This is a genomic window from Heyndrickxia oleronia (genome assembly GCF_017809215.1).
Taxonomy (GTDB): Bacteria; Bacillota; Bacilli; order Bacillales; family Bacillaceae_C; genus Heyndrickxia; species Heyndrickxia oleronia.
The window spans coordinates 1,272,627-1,290,660 of the sequence record NZ_CP065424.1 but is presented as its reverse complement, the minus strand read 5'-3'; the positions used below and the strand labels follow the sequence as shown (position 1 = coordinate 1,290,660).

16 protein-coding genes and 1 pseudogene are annotated in these 18,034 nt (G+C 36.0%); 5 read left to right on the top strand and 12 right to left on the bottom strand.

What is annotated here, in order from left to right; genetic code table 11:
* Window positions 1-11: 11 nt before the first annotated feature.
* The 8 genes from pstB to I5818_RS06415 all read right to left on the bottom strand — a co-directional run bounded on the left by pstB (window position 12) and on the right by I5818_RS06415 (window position 7,946).
* Complete coding sequence (gene pstB, locus I5818_RS06450; protein WP_078109850.1) at window positions 12-839, bottom strand: phosphate ABC transporter ATP-binding protein PstB; 828 nt, start codon at window positions 837-839, stop codon at window positions 12-14.
* 17 nt (window positions 840-856) lie between these two features.
* On the bottom strand, window positions 857-1,741 hold the full coding sequence (gene pstA, locus I5818_RS06445) for a phosphate ABC transporter permease PstA (protein ID WP_078109849.1): 885 nt from the start codon (window positions 1,739-1,741) through the stop codon (window positions 857-859).
* Window positions 1,741-2,688 (bottom strand): phosphate ABC transporter permease subunit PstC, encoded by a 948-nt coding sequence (pstC, locus tag I5818_RS06440; protein WP_058002906.1) that lies wholly within the window; start codon window positions 2,686-2,688, stop codon window positions 1,741-1,743. Before pstC ends, pstA begins: the two co-directional genes overlap by 1 nt.
* 189 nt (window positions 2,689-2,877) lie before the next feature.
* Window positions 2,878-3,789: a phosphate ABC transporter substrate-binding protein PstS family protein gene (locus I5818_RS06435; RefSeq protein WP_071977046.1), complete on the bottom strand. Its 912-nt coding sequence runs from the start codon at window positions 3,787-3,789 to the stop codon at window positions 2,878-2,880.
* A 195-nt stretch (window positions 3,790-3,984) separates the two neighbouring features.
* A complete protein-coding gene (locus I5818_RS06430) occupies window positions 3,985-4,554 on the bottom strand; it encodes a GNAT family N-acetyltransferase (protein ID WP_078109848.1) in 570 nt (189 codons plus the stop codon).
* A 123-nt stretch (window positions 4,555-4,677) separates the two neighbouring features.
* Window positions 4,678-6,450 carry a two-component system histidine kinase PnpS gene (pnpS, locus tag I5818_RS06425; RefSeq protein ID WP_078109847.1) on the bottom strand — a complete coding sequence of 591 codons (1,773 nt, stop codon included), beginning with the start codon at window positions 6,448-6,450 and terminating at the stop codon, window positions 4,678-4,680.
* Window positions 6,443-7,150, bottom strand: a complete 708-nt coding sequence (locus I5818_RS06420; RefSeq protein ID WP_058003000.1) for a response regulator transcription factor — start codon at window positions 7,148-7,150, stop codon at window positions 6,443-6,445. Before I5818_RS06420 ends, pnpS begins: the two co-directional genes overlap by 8 nt.
* Before the next feature lie 157 nt (window positions 7,151-7,307).
* Window positions 7,308-7,946 (bottom strand): helix-turn-helix transcriptional regulator, encoded by a 639-nt coding sequence (locus I5818_RS06415; RefSeq protein WP_235849595.1) that lies wholly within the window; start codon window positions 7,944-7,946, stop codon window positions 7,308-7,310.
* Between the two features lie 182 nt (window positions 7,947-8,128).
* On the opposite strand from I5818_RS06415, the gene I5818_RS06410 reads away from it, so the two are divergent.
* Together I5818_RS06410 and I5818_RS06405 are read left to right on the top strand one after the other, a co-directional pair.
* Window positions 8,129-8,665 (top strand): NADPH-dependent FMN reductase, encoded by a 537-nt coding sequence (locus tag I5818_RS06410; RefSeq protein WP_078109846.1) that lies wholly within the window; start codon window positions 8,129-8,131, stop codon window positions 8,663-8,665.
* 153 nt (window positions 8,666-8,818) lie between these two features.
* Window positions 8,819-9,055, top strand: coding sequence for a ferredoxin family protein (locus I5818_RS06405; RefSeq protein ID WP_058002912.1), 237 nt, complete (start codon window positions 8,819-8,821; stop codon window positions 9,053-9,055).
* 143 nt (window positions 9,056-9,198) lie between these two features.
* On the opposite strand, the gene I5818_RS06400 is transcribed toward I5818_RS06405, so the two are convergent.
* Window positions 9,199-10,029, bottom strand: a complete 831-nt coding sequence (locus I5818_RS06400; RefSeq protein WP_058002913.1) for an undecaprenyl-diphosphate phosphatase — start codon at window positions 10,027-10,029, stop codon at window positions 9,199-9,201.
* Between the two features lie 174 nt (window positions 10,030-10,203).
* On the opposite strand from I5818_RS06400, the gene spoIIP reads away from it, so the two are divergent.
* Window positions 10,204-11,322: a stage II sporulation protein P gene (gene spoIIP, locus I5818_RS06395; protein WP_078109845.1), complete on the top strand. Its 1,119-nt coding sequence runs from the start codon at window positions 10,204-10,206 to the stop codon at window positions 11,320-11,322.
* A 921-nt stretch (window positions 11,323-12,243) separates the two neighbouring features.
* Here the strand turns inward: spoIIP and I5818_RS06390 are convergent.
* Window positions 12,244-13,425: a GNAT family N-acetyltransferase gene (locus tag I5818_RS06390; RefSeq protein WP_078109842.1), complete on the bottom strand. Its 1,182-nt coding sequence runs from the start codon at window positions 13,423-13,425 to the stop codon at window positions 12,244-12,246.
* Window positions 13,426-13,598: 173 nt separating this feature from the next.
* Between I5818_RS06390 and I5818_RS06385 the strand changes: the two genes are divergently transcribed.
* Window positions 13,599-14,219 (top strand): flavin reductase family protein, encoded by a 621-nt coding sequence (locus I5818_RS06385; protein ID WP_071977052.1) that lies wholly within the window; start codon window positions 13,599-13,601, stop codon window positions 14,217-14,219.
* A 153-nt stretch (window positions 14,220-14,372) separates the two neighbouring features.
* Here the strand turns inward: I5818_RS06385 and I5818_RS06380 are convergent, their stop codons facing one another.
* Both I5818_RS06380 and I5818_RS06375 read right to left on the bottom strand, forming a co-directional pair.
* Window positions 14,373-15,344 (bottom strand): ring-cleaving dioxygenase, encoded by a 972-nt coding sequence (locus I5818_RS06380; protein ID WP_078109841.1) that lies wholly within the window; start codon window positions 15,342-15,344, stop codon window positions 14,373-14,375.
* A gap of 154 nt (window positions 15,345-15,498) precedes the next feature.
* Complete coding sequence (locus I5818_RS06375; protein WP_071976504.1) at window positions 15,499-16,440, bottom strand: nucleoside hydrolase; 942 nt, start codon at window positions 16,438-16,440, stop codon at window positions 15,499-15,501.
* A 183-nt stretch (window positions 16,441-16,623) separates the two neighbouring features.
* On the opposite strand from I5818_RS06375, the pseudogene I5818_RS06370 reads away from it, so the two are divergent.
* Window positions 16,624-17,969 (top strand): annotated as a pseudogene (locus tag I5818_RS06370) (TrkH family potassium uptake protein).
* Window positions 17,970-18,034: the final 65 nt, after the last annotated feature.

Sequence of the window (18,034 nt, the reverse complement as noted above, 5' to 3'; positions counted from 1 at the left end):
GAATCCCCAACTCATCCGAAATTTCCAGTCACATAATCTTCTGTTTGCTTCTCTTGAGGATTCGTAAAGATTTGTTTCGTCTCGTTGTATTCAACTAAATCCCCCATATAGAAAAATGCTGTTTGATCAGAGATTCTCGCTGCTTGTTGCATATTATGGGTCACAATGACAACGGTATAATCTTTTTTCAAATCAATGATGAGCTCTTCAATTTTACTAGTCGAGATAGGATCTAAAGCTGAAGCAGGTTCGTCAAGCAATAGGACATCAGGTTCCATAGCTATTGCCCGTGCAATACAAAGTCTTTGCTGCTGTCCACCAGATAAAGCTAATGCTGATTTATTTAAGCGATCCTTCACTTCATCCCAAAGGGCTGCTTTTCGTAAGCTTTTTTCAACAATTTCCTGCAATACTTTTTTGTTTTTCTCTCCATGTTGTTTCGGTCCAAACGCCACATTATCAAAGATAGATTTGGCAAACGGATTGGGACGTTGAAACACCATTCCAATGTTTTTTCTAATCTCAAATACATTCACATTGGATTGATTGATATCAAAATCTTTATAGATGATCTTTCCTTCTACACGACACCCCTCAATTTCATCATTCATTCGATTTAAGCTTCGCAAATACGTAGATTTCCCACAACCAGATGGTCCTATAAATGCAGTCACTTGATTTTTATAAATTGGCATTGATATATTCTTTAAGGCTAAATGATTACCGTAGTATACATGTAAATCTTTTGTTTCAAGTGCTGTTACCTTTTTTATCTTCAATTTATGACTACTCACAGCAATCGCCGTCTTATTCTGCTTTCTTTCCATTGTAGCTTCCATTCTCATCACTCCTTCGATTAAGAGGCAGTCATTCGTTTATAAATGAATTTGCCGATCCAGCGTGCACTTATATTAAAAACTAATATCAATAAAACCAATAAGGCTGAAGTACCGCTTGAAACTTCTTTTACATCAGGCATAAGTCCTTCAGAATTAATTTTCCATATATGCACAGCTAGGGTTTCAGCCGGTCTCATAGGATTAAGCGGTGATGTTGGACTGAATGGATTCCAATTTGAAATGTCGAGAATTGGCGTACTCATCCCCGCTGTATAAATAAGTGCAGCTGCCTCACCGAACACCCTTCCAGAAGCAAGAATAATTCCTGTAACAATACCTGGAATAGCAGCTGGAAGAAGAATTTTTTTGATAGTTTCCCATTTCGATATTCCTAATGCTAATCCAGCTTCCCTTTGTGCGTCTGGAACTCCCTGCAAGGAGGTTTCTACAACGCGAACCATTAATGGTAAATTGAAAATGGTTAATACTAAGGCACCCGTTAAGATCGAGAATCCCCATCCCATATAGATAACGAAAAATAAGAATCCAAACAACCCTACAACGATAGAAGGAAGAGAAGATAAAACCTCGATAACCGTTCGCAGAATATCTGTAAATATATTTTTCTTTGCATATTCTGACATATAAATCCCAGCACCTAATGCTAATGGAACACTGATAATCATTGTTAGAATTAACAAGTAAAAGGAGTTAAATAATTGTGGTCCAATTCCTCCTCCTGCACGAAATGATTGTGGAGGTGAGGTAATAAATTTCCAGCTAATATGACTAACACCATTTACAAGAATATACCCAAATAATCCTGCAAGAAGTAAGACGATAAAACCAGCAATTGCATAAAATATAATGGTAGCTAATCGATCCGCTCGTTTTGCATTCATTAATAAACCCTCCTACGACCTAAGATGCGAATAATAATGATAAAGATGAGTGACATTAGTAAGAGGACTAATGCTAATGACCATAGAGCATTGTTTTCTGCTTTTCCCATTACTGTATAGCCCATGCCCATCGTTAAAATACTTGTTAAGGTCGAAGCGGGCTCTACTAATGAACTAGGTATAACGGTAGAATTTCCAATGACCATTTGAACAGCTAATGCTTCACCAAATGCACGAGCCATTCCGAAGACGATAGCTGTCAATAAACCAGGTAAGGAAGTTTTTAGAATTACACGATAAATCGTTTGCCATCTTGTCGCGCCTAATGCTAATGATGCCTCCCTAATTTGCATGGGAACCGCCTCAATTGCATCAACGGAAAGACTCGTTATCGTTGGTAATATCATAATCGTTAACACGATTGTTCCTGCTGCAATTCCAAATCCACTCCCGCCAATATTTTCACGGAGAAAAGGGACCACCACACTTAATCCAACAAATCCATACACAACTGATGGAATTCCGACAAGTAGTTCAATGACCGGCTGTAAAATTTTTTTACCGAATTTTGGAGAGATTTCCGTCATGAAAACTGCAGCACCAATGGCAAGCGGAGCACAAATGATCGCTGCTAATAATGTCACAGCAAAGGAACCAAAAATAAGAGGTAGTGCACCAACGATTGGTCTTCCTAAATCATCTAAAGTACTAGGCTTCCATTGCATTCCTGTAAAAAAATCAATAATACTTGCTTTATTAACTGTAAATGTACTAAAGCCCTTTGAAGCGACGAAATATAAAATGGAAACCGCAATGATAATCATAATTGAAACAGAAGTTAATGTTATCATTCGGCCACGCTGCTCTGTCCATATCTTAGTTGATGAATTCCATTGCTTTTCCGTCATTTTTATATCCTTTAATTCCAAGATACTTTCCCCTTTCAATAAGAAAAGCTCAAGCGCTTTGCTCAGCCCCCACGAGCAAATAATTCGAGAAAAACCTCAAAAGTCTATACGCTGGAGCTTGATATTTAGAACTTTAATCTTTTCCCCTCAATCAAATGAATGAATGAAACTGGGGAGTCTAGAGAATTTCATCCCTTATTAAACGCCCCAGTTTTTTAAACTTATCCCTTATTTATTCGTAATCTTTCCTTCAGCATCACGTTCTACCTTCATCCCTGTAACAGGAATATAACCAAGTTCTGTGATTAAGGAAGATTGAATTTCATCACTTAAAATGAAATCTAAAAATTCTTTTGTTAACCCTGTAGGATCGCCATTTGTGTACATATGCTCATATGCCCAAATTTTCCATTCATTTGTTTCTACATTTGTTGCTGTAGGTTCTACTCCATCTACTTTTAATGGTGTAATAGAATCATTGAAATAAGAGAATGCTAGATAGCTTATTGCTCCCGGTGTTTCACTAACAATTTTTTGTACTGTACCTGATGAGTCTTGTTCTTGTGCTTGTGCAGGTGTCGCACCATCTAATGCAGTTGCTTCAAATACAGCTCTTGTTCCTGAACCCTCGGCACGATTGATTAACACAATTTCTTGGTCTTTGCCGCCAACATCTTTCCAGTTTTTGATTTTTCCTGTGAAAATATCAATTAACTGTTGCTTTGTAATATCTTCAACACCTGCTTCTTTATTCACAACAGGTCCCATTCCAACTACTGCTACTTTATGATCAACTAATTTACTTGCATCTATTCCATCTTTTTCTTCAGCAAAAATATCAGAGTTACCGATATCTACTGCACCTTCACTAATTTGACTGAGTCCTGTTCCACTTCCTCCACCTTGTACATTAATTGTGGAACCTGAATGTTTGCTCATAAACTGATTCGCAGCTTCATCAACTAGTGGTTGTAATGCACTAGATCCAACTGCTGTAATAGAACCTTTAGTGGTTTCTTCTTTTTTATTTCCACCTTCAGCATTTGCTTTTGAATCTGTTTCACTTCCACTACCACATCCTGCTGCGACGATCGCAAACACTAGTAACATACTAAATAAAGCTATGATTCTTTTTCTCATTCAAAAGTGCCCCCTAGTTTTTTAGGTAATTGTTCTTACATGTTTAAGATAATACTAGGGTATTAAGCGGGTATTAATGAAATGTTAAGATATTGTAAAGAGAGTTAGGGAAGAATAAAAAAGGCGTTGGAACTAGACATACTTAACTTTAGAAACTGTATCGAATTTTATACCTTCTTATCAAAAAAACACATCTTAAACAGATGTGCTCGGTTGATTCTTATAATAGATTAAAAAGTCGGTCCATTGATGATCCTCAAATGAAAACTCTTTTCTCACACATTCAAAAAGGAATCCTGTGCGTTCAGCTAATCGGATAGATGGATGATTATCCATATTGATATGCAGTTCGATTCTATGAAAATTCAATTTAGAGAAAAACAAGTCCGTTGCAGCAGATACACTTTCTATCGCATATCCGTTTTTCCAAAATTGATTGTGAATAGAGTATCCCATCATAGCCCACTGAAACTCTCTTCTCATGATTGTCGTTATTTCTACCTTTCCAACATTAACTCCATCTTCTTTGCGAAAAACTCCAAGGATATAGGTTTCATCTTTATTAGCCATCAATTCGAACCCCTCTATCCATTTCGTAAACCAAGCTTCTGTCGAGGTTTCCATATTAGTCGGACGACCATCATCATATTTATATTGGGACGGCAGTCTTTGGTCGAACTGTGTATACCAATTTGAATAGTCGTCCTTTTTAAACGGGCGAAGAATGAGTCTATTAGTTTCGGTAAACAGAATCGATTCCTGCATGATCTCTCCTCCTAGATGTTTTGCGGATAAATTGGAATTATCGCGGATATCTTGTAATATTCGCGGATATATTAAAAAATCCGCGGATATTTTTTATATTCCGCGGATTTCATTCAAAATCCTCTAATATTGTTTTTTGGGAAGAATAATAGTAAACTCTGTACCTTTCCCTTCTTCACTATCTACTTCAATCGCACCATTATGTGATTCTACTAAATGTTTAACAATTGCTAGTCCGAGTCCTGTCCCACCCGAATTTCGAGATCTTGCTTTATCTACACGATAAAAACGCTCAAATATACGTGGTAAATCCTCTTTTGCTATCCCAATTCCCGAATCTTTTACATGAATCTTAATTTTTTCTTCCTCATCATCCAATTTAATTTCAATTGACCCTTTCTCAGGTGTATAGGTAATTGCATTAGCAATTAAGTTCAAAATGATTTGGCGGAGACGATCTTTTTCTGCATCAATGATTACCGGATCTTCTTCTGGAAGGGTGATCGTTAGCTGCTTTTTATTAAGTTCCTCTTGCATCGTTTCTACCGTTTCATAGATAACCTTGATAACATCTAGTGGCTCAGGATGGAATGGAATCTGGTGTTGCTCGATTTTAGATAGATGTAGAATATCAGTAATCAAACGATGAAGTCGTTCACTTTCATCGTGAATAATTGTTAAAAATGATTTTGTTACCTCAGGATCATGCATGGCACCATCAAGTAATGTTTCAGAAAATCCTTTTAGAGAAGTTATTGGAGTTTTTAGCTCATGCGAAACATTGGCAACAAACTCACTTCTTATTTTTTCAAGTCTACGAATTTCCGTAATATCATGAAGCACAGTAATAACCCCTTTAATATCACCATTAACTCCAACATATGGAGCAATATGTGTATCAAGAATTCTTTCTGTTGGGAAATACATATGTACTTCATCATGGATACTCGTTACTTCTTTCAAAGAGCGGTCAATTAACTGACTAAGTCCAAAGCTTTTCCCTGCTTCAATATGTAGCTTTCCTGTCAATTGTTCGGCACTTGTTCCAATAATTTTCTCCATTGCGGGATTGACTAATGCGATTCGACCTGTTGGTTGGATAAGCATGACGCCACTCACCATATTTTCTAAAACCCCTGTTAGTTTTTGTTGATTCTCCCTAATTTCCTCCATTTGGTGCTGTAAACTTTTTGCAAGAGTATTAATCGCGATTGCTAATTGATCAAGTTCGCCTTTTGTTTTTGCACGGACCCTACTACTATAATCTTTTTCCGTCAAACGACTAGCTACTTGAATAATATCCTCAATAGGTCTCGTTATCCCTTTAGATAGGCGAATAGCAATAAAAGTTGCCAAAATTAGTGTAATTCCTAGTGCTATCCCAAGACTTACCCATAGTTTTTGGATTGCATGATCGATATTTTGTAAGGTAAAAGCAACTCTGATTACCCCAATAATCTGATGCTGATCTTTTATTGGAGTAGCGACATACATCATATTATAGCCAAGGGTCTGGCTATAGCGAATTGACTCTGCCTTCTTTTTATGACCTTTTATCAGTTGCTTGAACTCTGGACGATTCGCATGATTCTCCATATTTTCAGGATTGTCTTCTGAATCTGCAAGCACCTTTCCATCGATATCAATGACTGTAATTCTCGGTTGATTTTCTGCATAAAAACTTTCAATCTTTTTTTGTAAACTGTTCGTATCTTCGTTTAAAGAGTTCGTATTAATAAATTCAGAAACAATATGTGCATCTTGAAATAATTGATTTCGCGTCATATCCATATATGTATTTTTCATCATATCGGCAATAAAAAAACCGATAGCAATAAGAACTAAAAATAAAAGGATAAAAAATCGAAGGGAAATTTTCAGCCACAGCTTATTCATTTTTGGGTCCTTCCATTTTATAGCCAAACCCACGAATCGTTTTAATATATTGTGGCTGTTTCGTATCCTCTTCTATTTTTTCACGGAGATGACTAATATGAACATCAACAATTCTAGTATCCCCAGCATAATCATAATTCCACACGGAATCTAAAAGTTGATCACGACTTAATACCTTCCCCCGATGACTGGACAAATAATGTAATAATTCAAATTCTTTAGGAGTTAATTCTAGTTTTTCTTTATTGAAATAGGCTTCAAATTGTTCAGGGAACACCTCTAGGTTTCCAATTGTTAGTGACTTATCTTCCTGCGAACTTGTTTCTCCAGCATCCTGGGTCCGCCTTAATATTGCTTTCACCCTTGCAATAACTTCTCTAGGACTGAATGGTTTTGTTAAATAATCATCCGCTCCCAATTCCAGACCTAAGATTTTATCAAATTCATCATCTTTTGCTGTCAGCATTAAGATTGGTGTATTAATTTTATCTTGACGTAGTCTTTTACAAATTTCCATCCCATCCATTTGAGGGAGCATGAGATCTAAGACAATTATATCAGGTGATTGATTAGAGGCCATTTCATAGCCTTCTCTCCCATCAGAAGCTGTCATTACAGAAAAACCGGCTTGTTCCAAGTTGAATTTTAATAGCGTTACAATTGATGGTTCATCATCTACGACTAATATCTTCTTCACCACAATTTCTCCTTCCAAAACCAACCCTTTTTTCCTAATCATACATGGAAGGACAAACACTGTCGAGGTGTCCACAACAATTATTCAGTTTTTTAAGTAGTCTCTTTCCACAACTTTTTAGATAGAGATGAATACGACGCAAAAAAAGAGCATTAACTATTTATTCATTATTGTCCGCCACCTTGATGAGGTATTTACAGTGGTCACCGCCTTTTGACATACAGCAGACTTGCTCGATTTCATCTGTTTGTAAGACCTTTTGGAATAAGCTTTGCTCACATGAACAGGCTTTTGGATATTTTCTGGCAACCTCAAAAATAGGACAATTATACTCAATTAATTCAAATACGCCTTCTTCCTTTTCTTCCCAGTCAACCATATATCCATTTTCATTTTGAATTTTCGCTAATTCAGCCACTCGATCCTTTAAATCGTTTTGTTCAATACGCGCTTTATATTTTGCTTCCATTCGAGTTTCCCGATTTTGAAACAATACATCAATCATTTCTGGCCCATTTATTGCTTCAATATCCTCCAAAAATTCAACAGTCATATTGGAATAACTTTTTGGAAAATGTCCTTCACCAATTTTCGTTAATGAATACAATTGAACAGGTCTTCCCATATTTTTGCGAATTGTTTCGGACTGAATCATACGTTCATTCTCTAAGTTATTTAAATGCCGTCTAACTGCCATCCCTGTAATTTCAAGATGTGTTTCTAAATCAACAACACTCATCTTTTTATATCTTTTCAATAAATGTAAAATTTCATCTTTGGTCGAAGCTGTTTTTTTCAACTTTTTTCACCTCTCAATGCCAATCAATTTTTTTCGTTGTACGAAATAAAAGATTCTGATATATTTATTATAACAACATTTTATACAAAAATATATAAAAAGTGTACACAAACGAATGACATTGCATATTTTATTATAAGCAATGTGACTACATAATTTTATTTATAATTGAGGAGATTAACATGAAGCTACTTGGAATCTCTGGAACAATTTCAGGAACTAGAACACGGTTAGTCGTAGAAAAGATTCTCGATTCAGCGAAAGAGCAATTTCCTGAAATTGAAACAGAATGTTTAGACTTAGGTAAATATGATATTCAATTTTGTGATGGCCGTGATCCTGCATCATACACAGGAGACACAAAAAAAGTGATAGATATCGTGAAAGATGCTGATATGTATATCATTGCCACACCTATTTATCAAGCTTCAATGACTGGAGCTTTAAAAAATTTATTTGATCTAGTGCCTGTTTCTGCCTTTCATGGCAAAGTCATTGGATTTGCTGCAACAGGTGGAACCTATCAGCATTTTCTAGTAATTGAAAATCAATTAAAACCAATTGCTGGTTTCTTCCGTTCCTATGTTGCACCAAACTATGTTTATGTGCATAATGATCATTTTAATGAGAATAATGAAATCATTGATGAAACCATTATCGAACGAATCAATGGACTCGCTAATCAAGTCGTCTTTATGCAAAAATCATTAAACAATTAGTAGAATTGATCAATATCAGCTAAAATTCTTATTGATTCATTCGAAAACAAACTTTTCATATGATAAAATATAACATAAAGAAATGAACCAAGGGGTTTCTAAAAAGCACTTTTCAGACAGCCCCCATTGGTAAAAAAAGGTGGTTAATGTAACATGGCTTATGTTATTACATTCCCTTGTCAGGGGGAAAAGGCAGCTGAATGTGTAGAAGTTTGCCCAGTCGACTGTATTGCTGAAGGAAAAGATCAATTTTATATTGATCCGGATATTTGCATCGATTGCGGTGCTTGCCAAGCTGTATGTCCTGTTGATGCTATTTTTCATGAAGAAGAATTGCTTGACGAAGACATGGAATACTTTGAAAAAGCCCGTAAATTCTTTACTTCATGATAAAAAACGTCCAATGATGGACGTTTTTTATTTTTTGGCTCTTTTCTCAAATATAGTTGCTATTTAGGTAATGTTAGATTATAAAAGCAAACATTACGCTTTTACATTAGCAACATATTATTATCCTCTAATTGGTACGTTTTTTATAAAAATACGAAATAAATCACAATGGCAAGAATGATTCGATAGATTGCAAATGGAATCAATTTTATTTTATTAATAAGCTTTAAGAAGAAACGAATCGCTAATAATGCGAAAATAAATGCACTAATAAAGCCAACAATAAAAAATGGAATAGAAGCCGATGTAATATATTCCCAATTTTTCAGCAATGATATAAAGCTAGCTCCTGCCATGATAGGAACAGCCATTATAAAAGTAAAGTCGGAAGCAGCACGATGGTTAAGTCCTAGTAATACCCCACCAGAGATGGTCGAACCTGATCGCGAAAAACCAGGCCATAAGGCAATACATTGAAATAAACCAATAATAAATGCTTGAGTATAGGTCATTTGATCAACAGTTTCTACTTTTGGCTTACGTGGACGAACCAAGTCAGCTACAATCATTAAAATAGCCCCTGCAAATAATCCGATTACTACCGTATTCACGGAAAATAAATGTTCATCTATGTAATCATCAAAAAGAAATCCAAGTACTCCCGCAGGAATTAAACCGACAATGACCTGAGACAATTTCAGGCGTTGACCTCTTTGTTGTTCTACTGTTACATTTTTCTTTAAGCCTAACAAGTTTAAAAACCTGTCCCAAAAGACTACAACAGCCGCTAGAATTGATCCTAATTGAATCACTACTTTAAACGTATTTGCTATTTCCTGTGAGAATAATTCCTTTGATTTTAAAAGAAGATCATCGACAATAATCATATGTCCTGTAGATGATACTGGAGCAAATTCGGTTAACCCCTCTACCAATCCAAGAACAAAAGCTACAAAAGATTCCCATAAATGCAAATTATTCTACCTCCTTCAACTTTTTTTATTTTACCATCCTTATAAAGAAAAAATAATCTATTTTTTCTTTTCTTATCTAATTCTCTTTTTTTATTCTATTAATTTCGATAAAAACATATAAATTTATGGATATGAATATGCTAATTTTTTATCTTATAGATGTGAGGTGGATGGATGAAATTGAGATTATCGTTCCTTATACCTTTCCTACTAGTAACTGGGATTCTAGTTGTTTCTAGCCTATTGACCTCTTTCGGCAGTAAATTATTCACTTCCACCTATGTCAGTCAATCCATCAAAAACTTTGCACCTGAAAACTTTATTTACTTAATGGGCATGGAGTTTTCACAGGTTTCAGATGTTTTACCTGCAAAAACTAAACCTCCAAAAGTATCAACCATCGTTTTCAAAGCAGCTACTAATTTAAAACCAGGGGATATTCGAAGTTTATTAGGTAGAGAGTTACCTGGATTTTACGCATATGACGCTGAAATTATTTACGCCGGAAATGGAGCGGATTATACAAACTTGCCTGTTGAATCTTCTCCCCCACTTGAGGAATTGTTAAAGGATAATGAAATTAATGAAGACAAAATCATTACAGAGGAGACACCAGAAGAGACGGAAAAACCTGATCAAACAACCAATGGAAGAAAGGTAGTCTATATTTATCACACCCATAGTTATGAATCCTTTAAGCCATTATTAAAAAACGGGGCAGTTTCAAGCAATAATGAAAAAGTGAATGTTATTGCTGTGGGATCTAAGCTTGCTGAGGAACTAGAGAAGCGAGGTATAGGTGTACTCCATGATAAAACAAATATGGCTGAAATGCTAAATGCTAAAGGATTAAAAACGAATGCCGCCTATAATGTATCAAGAACGATTGTCGCTTCAGCTTTAGCGAAAAATACAGATATAACAAACATTATCGATATTCACAGGGATTCCCAAGGACGAGAACTTACTACGACAACGATCAATGGAAAATCCTATGCGAGAATCTCTCTAGTTCTTGGCAAAGAAGTGCAAAACTATGAAAAAAACCGTAGTTTCGCCCTTGAATTCAAAAAGAAAATGGAAGCAAAATATCCTGGTCTTATCTTCCATATCTTTTCTAAAGGATTTGATGAAGGAAATGGAAAATACAATCAAGATCTTGCCTCACAAGCTATGTTATTTGAAATTGGTGGTGTAGACAATACATTAGATGAATTATATCGATCTGCCGAAGCACTAGCAGATGTATACAGTGAAATTTATTGGCAAGCAGAAAAGGTAATGGCACAATAACTCAGCGACATTTCCGTGATGATCAACATATGGATGAGTGGAAATTTGAAGTCCATAGAAAATGACTGCTACTGATAGACAAAACAGGTCCAGGGGGAAAACGAATGAGGGACTTTAATGACAGGTTTAGTGGAAAACCCCTTTCCTCGGTAACCATTGTGGGCGGTTGGTGACCCTTTGGGCGGAAAACTCCTTTTCTCGGTAACCATTGTGGGACTTTGATGACCCTTTGGGCGGAAAACTCCTTTCTTCGGTAACCATTGAAGGCCTTTAGTGACCCTTTGGCGGGAAAACTCCTTTCCTCGGTAACTATTGTGGGCGGTTGGTGACCCTTTTTGAGGGGAAACTCCTTTCTTCTGTAACCATGGTGGGACATTGATGACCCATTCGGAGGAAAACTCGTTTCCACGGTAATCATTGTGGGACTTTGGTGACCCATTTAGTGGAAAACTCCTTTCTTCGGTAACCATTGAAGGCCTTTAGTGTCCCTTTGGCGGGAAAACTCCTTTCCTCGGTAACCATTGTGGGCCTTTAGTGTCCCTTTGGGCGGAAAACTCCTTTCTTCGGAACCATTGAAGGCCTTTAGTGACCCTTTTCCGGGAAAACTCGTGTTCTCGGTAACCATTGAGTACCTTTGGTGACCCTTTTGGACAAAAACTCCTTTCCTCGGTAACCATTGAGGGCCTTTAGTGTCCCATTTGGCGGAAAACCCCTTTCATCGGTAACCATTGAGGCCGATTGGTGACCCTTTTGGACAAAAACCCCTTTCTACGGTAACAATTGTGGGACTTTGATGACCGATTTGGAGGTAAACTCGTTTTCACAGTAACTAATAAATATTATAAAACAAAAAAAGCCTGCTAAACTATTGAGCGATTACCTCGCTCTTCGTTTTTCTAGCAGGCTTTTTTTATCCTCTGGTTAAAAGAAATCCATTAGATTGGGGTTTATCTTTGGGAGTAACTCTTCTAATTTAAGAATTTCTTCTTTATTTCCTTTTATTGCTCCAATATCTACAAGCTCCTGTGCTGATTTATAACGGAATAATAAAGCTGTAAAATGATTAATGGTTAAGCAACTGCAACTCATTTCTTGTTGCTCTATATGTGGTGAATAGGAGATTGTTGATTGATTGCTTAACGTATATGTTCCTGTATTCCAAGGAGCATTTTCATCGATGATTTGGAATGAGACAGATTCATGATTGGTTGGTTGAAAAGGATAAACATTTAAAAATTCTTGTACATCAATAATTCTTGCCATTCCATAGGTTAAACGATGTACTTTCATATCAGGATTAGCTAGAGTAAATAAAAACGGGTCTGTTTCATATGTATTCATTTCTATCTCTGTCACCATCGAATCATGCTGACAAATGAAATTCCAAAGTCCCACTCTAGCCTCATGTTGAATCGTAACGAATTCCCTAATTTCCATTCTTGAATTAGCTACTTGATATAAAATAAATCCAAGTGGCTCATGGTCTAGATTATAGTAAATCGCTATATTCCTATCATTAATTATTGTATCTTTCCACCTATTTTCATCACGAGCAAACATACCAATAAATCTTTGTGCATATTCATCATAGATAGTTTCTACATCTCTAGTATAATTTTTCTTTGTGAATCGCTTAATATATCCAGGAACTTCATTTTGTTTAATCAAATCTGCCTTGGAAAAATGAATTTTAATATAATTCGAGAAGGTTTCCCATCCAAATTTCCGATAAAAACCAATAGAAAATGGATGGAGATAAGAAACAAGTTGACCCTTCTTTTTCATTTCAGCTAAGGAATGCGTAAGAAGTTCACGTATATAACCATTTCTTCTGTACTCTGGATAAGTGGCAACATTTGCAATTCCACCCATCCTTATTTTTTGACCATTTAACCAAATTTGAAATGGACGAATATGTATTTTTGCCGCTAATACTTCATCCTCATACATACCGTATATATCATGATCCATATATGATTCTATCTTTTTCTTTGCTTCTTCTTCTGAAATTTGATACTGAAAAGCATACTCTGATAATTGTAGTGCATCTCTAAATTGACTTGGTTGTAGTTTCGTGATATTCAGGTTTATCGCCCCTATCATCAAGAATTTTCCCTCTATTTAAATTATATAGAAAACAGGTCATTTATTGAAGTTTTTCAATCACTAATTCGAAACAAAGTTCGTAAAAAGAAAAACATCCATATTTCGATGATATTTGTATTTTTTTCATATTACCATTACCTTTGAATCGATAATAAGGAGAGAAAAGAACAATGATAAACAAGCAATTGCCCAAATCAAGAATCATACATCCTAAAATTTTATATTATGGTACACCTGTTATCTTAATGAACACCTTAAATGAGGATGGTTCAACAAATATTAGTCCCCTATCCTCCTCTTGGGCATTAGGAGACTCACTGATCATTGGGATTTCAATCGAAGGGAAGGCATTTGAAAATTTACAAAAATGTTCTGAATGTGTGATCAACATACCTCATCCAGAACTATGGAAAAATGTCGAAGCACTTGCACCATACACTGGAAAAAAAGATATCCCAGCAGAAAAGAAGGAACTGGGTTTTACATTTGAAAAAGATAAATTCCAAGCAGGACAATTTACTTCGATCCCATCTGTTTCTGTTCAACCTAGTAGAATTGCAGAATGCCCTATACAAATTGAAGCAGAGATGAAACATTTCCGTATTCCAGAGGAAACACCCTTTTTTGCAATCGTAGAGACACGAGCCATACATGTACATGCTCATGAAAATATTATGAAAGGAGATGGGAATCATATAGATCCTAAAAGCTGGAGCCCACTCATCTATAATTTCAGGCATTATTTTGGACTAAGTGAAGAAAAAGGGAAATCCTATCGTTCTGAAACATAATAGCAAGGTTAAGCACTAACTTTGTAAAGAAATTCGGCTCTTTGATTTTCCCATAAAGGAAAGTTGGCCCTAAAACTTTTCAAAGAAAATTCGCGCTTAGTTTCCAGGAAATTACATAAAAAAAAGGGGGACTACCCCCTTTTTTGAAAAAATTTATTGTTTTGTTTGAAGCGGTTTTAATTCCGCCTCAATTTCATTTCGTTTTGGTTCTAAGAATGGCGGTAATGCCAATGATTCCCCTAAATGTTCGATGTCTTCATCTGTTGCAAATCCGGGTCCGTCTGTTGCAAGCTCAAAAAGAATCCGATTAGGTTCTCTAAAATAAAGAGATTTAAAGTAGAACCTATCAACAAATCCAGAGTTTACCATTTGTTCATTCTGTACTTTTTGTATCCAATGATGTAGTTCATCCGCATTATCTACACGGAAGGCAACATGGTGGACACCGCCACGTCCTAATCTTTCCCGAGGTAAATCATTTCTTTCCTCGATATGGACTTCCGCTCCAGTACCACCCTCGCCGGTTTCGTATACGATAATATCACTTTGACCTGGAATAGGTGATGGATAATGACCTTTTTTATGAAATCCTAGAATCTCTGTAAGAGTGGTTATCGTTTGCTTTGCATCTGGTACCGTTAATTTAACCGGACCTAAACCAGTGATGCCAAACTCCTGCGGCACTGGGCTTTTTTCCCACGGTTTGCCACTTTCAACTCCTGTATTCTTTTCATCAGAGATAAGCGCCATTCGCTGCCCTTCAAAATCCTTAAAACGTAAGGTTTGGCGATTAAAGACTTCTGTAATTTCCTCGTGCTCTACATTCAGTTCTTCAAATCTCTTTTTCCAAAACGTTATTGCACGATCATTTTTAACCCTTAAGGATATCTCCGAAATACTGTTATTCCCATCGTGGTTTCTTGCAGCATGTGGAATTTCAAAGTATGTTAATTCGGTGCCAGCACTCCCTTTTTCATCACCATAAAATAAATGATAGACAGAGGGATTATCTTGATTAACCGTTTTCTTAATTAAGCGCATACCGAGTACTTTTGTATAGAAATGAAGATTTTCCTGAGCATTTGCAGTAATCGCGGAAACATGATGAATTCCTTTTAATTGCATAATACACACTCCTTTTTATATAATATCTATGATTTTATTATTTAGTTTACAAATATCTTGAATTAAAGATAATTAAAAAACTCTTACTTGTCAAGTGAATTGAATGAAAAAACTACTACAAATTGTCATTACAACCCGTAATAGTTTTTTTCACCTATGCCATAAAAACAGTAGTAAAGTTCTCAATAAACTTTGGAATATCCACTTCCATTCCAATCCAATCAAGGGTTTCCTTCGGCTGCGGGTCCGGTTTTGGTCGGAAGTCGGCAATGCTCTTTCCTCTTGCTGCCCCAAATTGTTCAATTGTTACTCTTCTAGGTAAGTATTTTACGAGGGATGGATTAGCTAGGGCACTAATGGTTAATACATCATGTAGCGGTGCAGCCTGTATACCAGGTACATTCTTCTTATATGCATTCAAGTAATAATCGTATGCAGGCTTGATAATAGGTTTAAAAGCTGATCGGCTATTTTGCGCTAGATAATCAATCGTTTCAGGTGGGATAATCGCTTTATTCGTTATGTTTAATGGATGTAAAAAAATGTTTCTTCCTTTTTCCATGACTTGATACGCAGCAATAGGGTCAGAATAAAAATTAGCTTCTGCCTCAGCAGTAACATTGCCAGGAACAAGAAAGGCACCACCCATGATATAAAATGCATTTACCGTCTGATAAGCATCATTTCCATAAATAATAAAAGGTAAAGCTACATCTGTCTGTCTCCCTATTCCAATAATAATAAGCTTATTAGGATACGCATCAATAATTTCAATTATTTTATCAATGTCAAATATCGTGACTTCGCCAAATTCCTTTGGAGGATTAATCGGTCCTAATCCTTCTTGACCGTGAATTTCAGGATAATACTTAGCAATTTCTCCCGATAATGGACCAGATGATCCAGCAATAATAGGGATATCCTCTCTTCCTGCCAAGTGTAATAAATATGCGGTGTTTGTCATTGATTGTTCCTTTGTTATATTCCCGTATCCACTCACAACTCCTACAACATTTATTTCAGGATGTTGTAATGCATACATTAAGGCAAAGGAATCATCTACCCCTGAATCTACAAACATCAACACGTTATACATGTACATCTCTCCTTTAATGGCCTTCATTATATTGTATGAAGGTAATTAGCCTTAGAACCTACCAAACAAATCTTAACCACTCCAGGTCGTCGATGGACCAAGAGCAAAGTTATTACTTTATCAAATGAATAATTGCCCTCTTCTTGCATTAAACTAAATGGAGATCAAAGGAAGGATTTTACCATGATTAATCAACTCTATAGAAATTTAAAACTAACGCCCCCGAAGATTTTAATACTTGGATTCGCCATTATTATTCTTATAGGTACTTTACTACTCTCCTTGTCTGTTTCAACTACGGATCATCGTGGACTTAGCTGGTTAAATGCATTATTTACTGCGCGTCTGCAACTTGTGTAACCGGACTTGTTGTTGTAGATACAGGAACAACCTTTTCATTATTTGGACAGATTGTCATTCTATCCTTAATTCAAATTGGTGGCCTTGGTTTTATGACCTTCGCGACATTATTTGCTTTATTAATCGGGAGAAAAATTTCTCTTAAGGAGCGATTATTATTACAAGAGGCATTGAATGTTGTCTCTCCGCAAGGTGTAGTACGGTTAGTAAAAACAGTCTTCCTTTTTACTGTATTAACAGAGGGATTAGGGGCAATTCTATTATCTATTCGTTTTTCCTTTGATATGCCTATTTCGAGGGCAATCTATTATGGGATATTTCATTCCATCTCTAATTTTAATAATGCCGGCTTTGACCTATTTGGTGAGTTTCGTAGCCTAACTGAATATGTTGAAGACCCTGTTGTTACCCTTGTAATTTCCTCCTTAATCATTTTAGGCGGAATTGGATTTATCGTTGTTCATGATTTTCTTGAACACAAATCCTTTCAAAAGTTTTCTTTACATAGCAAAGTTGTGCTATGTACCACTTTCTCTCTGATCATTTTAGGAACGATCTTTATTTTTTGGTTAGAATTTTATAATCAAAAAACGCTAGGACCCTTATCTTTTTCTGGGAAAGTATTAGCCTCACTCTTCCAATCGGTGACAGCTCGTACAGCGGGAGCAAATACATTAAGTATTGGAGATTTATCTGATTCCTCTATATTTCTAATCATCATTCTAATGTTTATCGGTGCGTCTCCAGGCTCAACTGGTGGAGGAATTAAAACCACTACCTTCGTCACCTTATTAGGTGCAGCATGGTCACAAGTAAAGGGGAAACAAGATGTCGTATTCTTTCGTCAGCGATTAGTTCCGACGACGATTTATAAAGCAATTACCGTTTCGTTAATTGGTTTTATCGTTGTCATTCTTGTTACTATGATTCTTTCTATTACTGAAGCTGAAACCAACTTTCTTGTTATTCTTTTTGAAGCAACATCTGCATTCGGAACGGTGGGACTTTCAATGGGACTTACTCCAGATCTCTCCATATTCGGCAAAATTCTTATAGCCTTAACAATGTTTATCGGCCGTTTAGGGCCATTAACGATTGCAATCGCTTTAACCCATAAACAAGACAAAGAGTTCTATCGTTATCCAAAAGGAAGGTTTATGATTGGTTAATTTATTGGCTCTTTTCTCAAACATTGTTGCTATTTTTTACAAATAACTATCGGCTGTTTCACTAA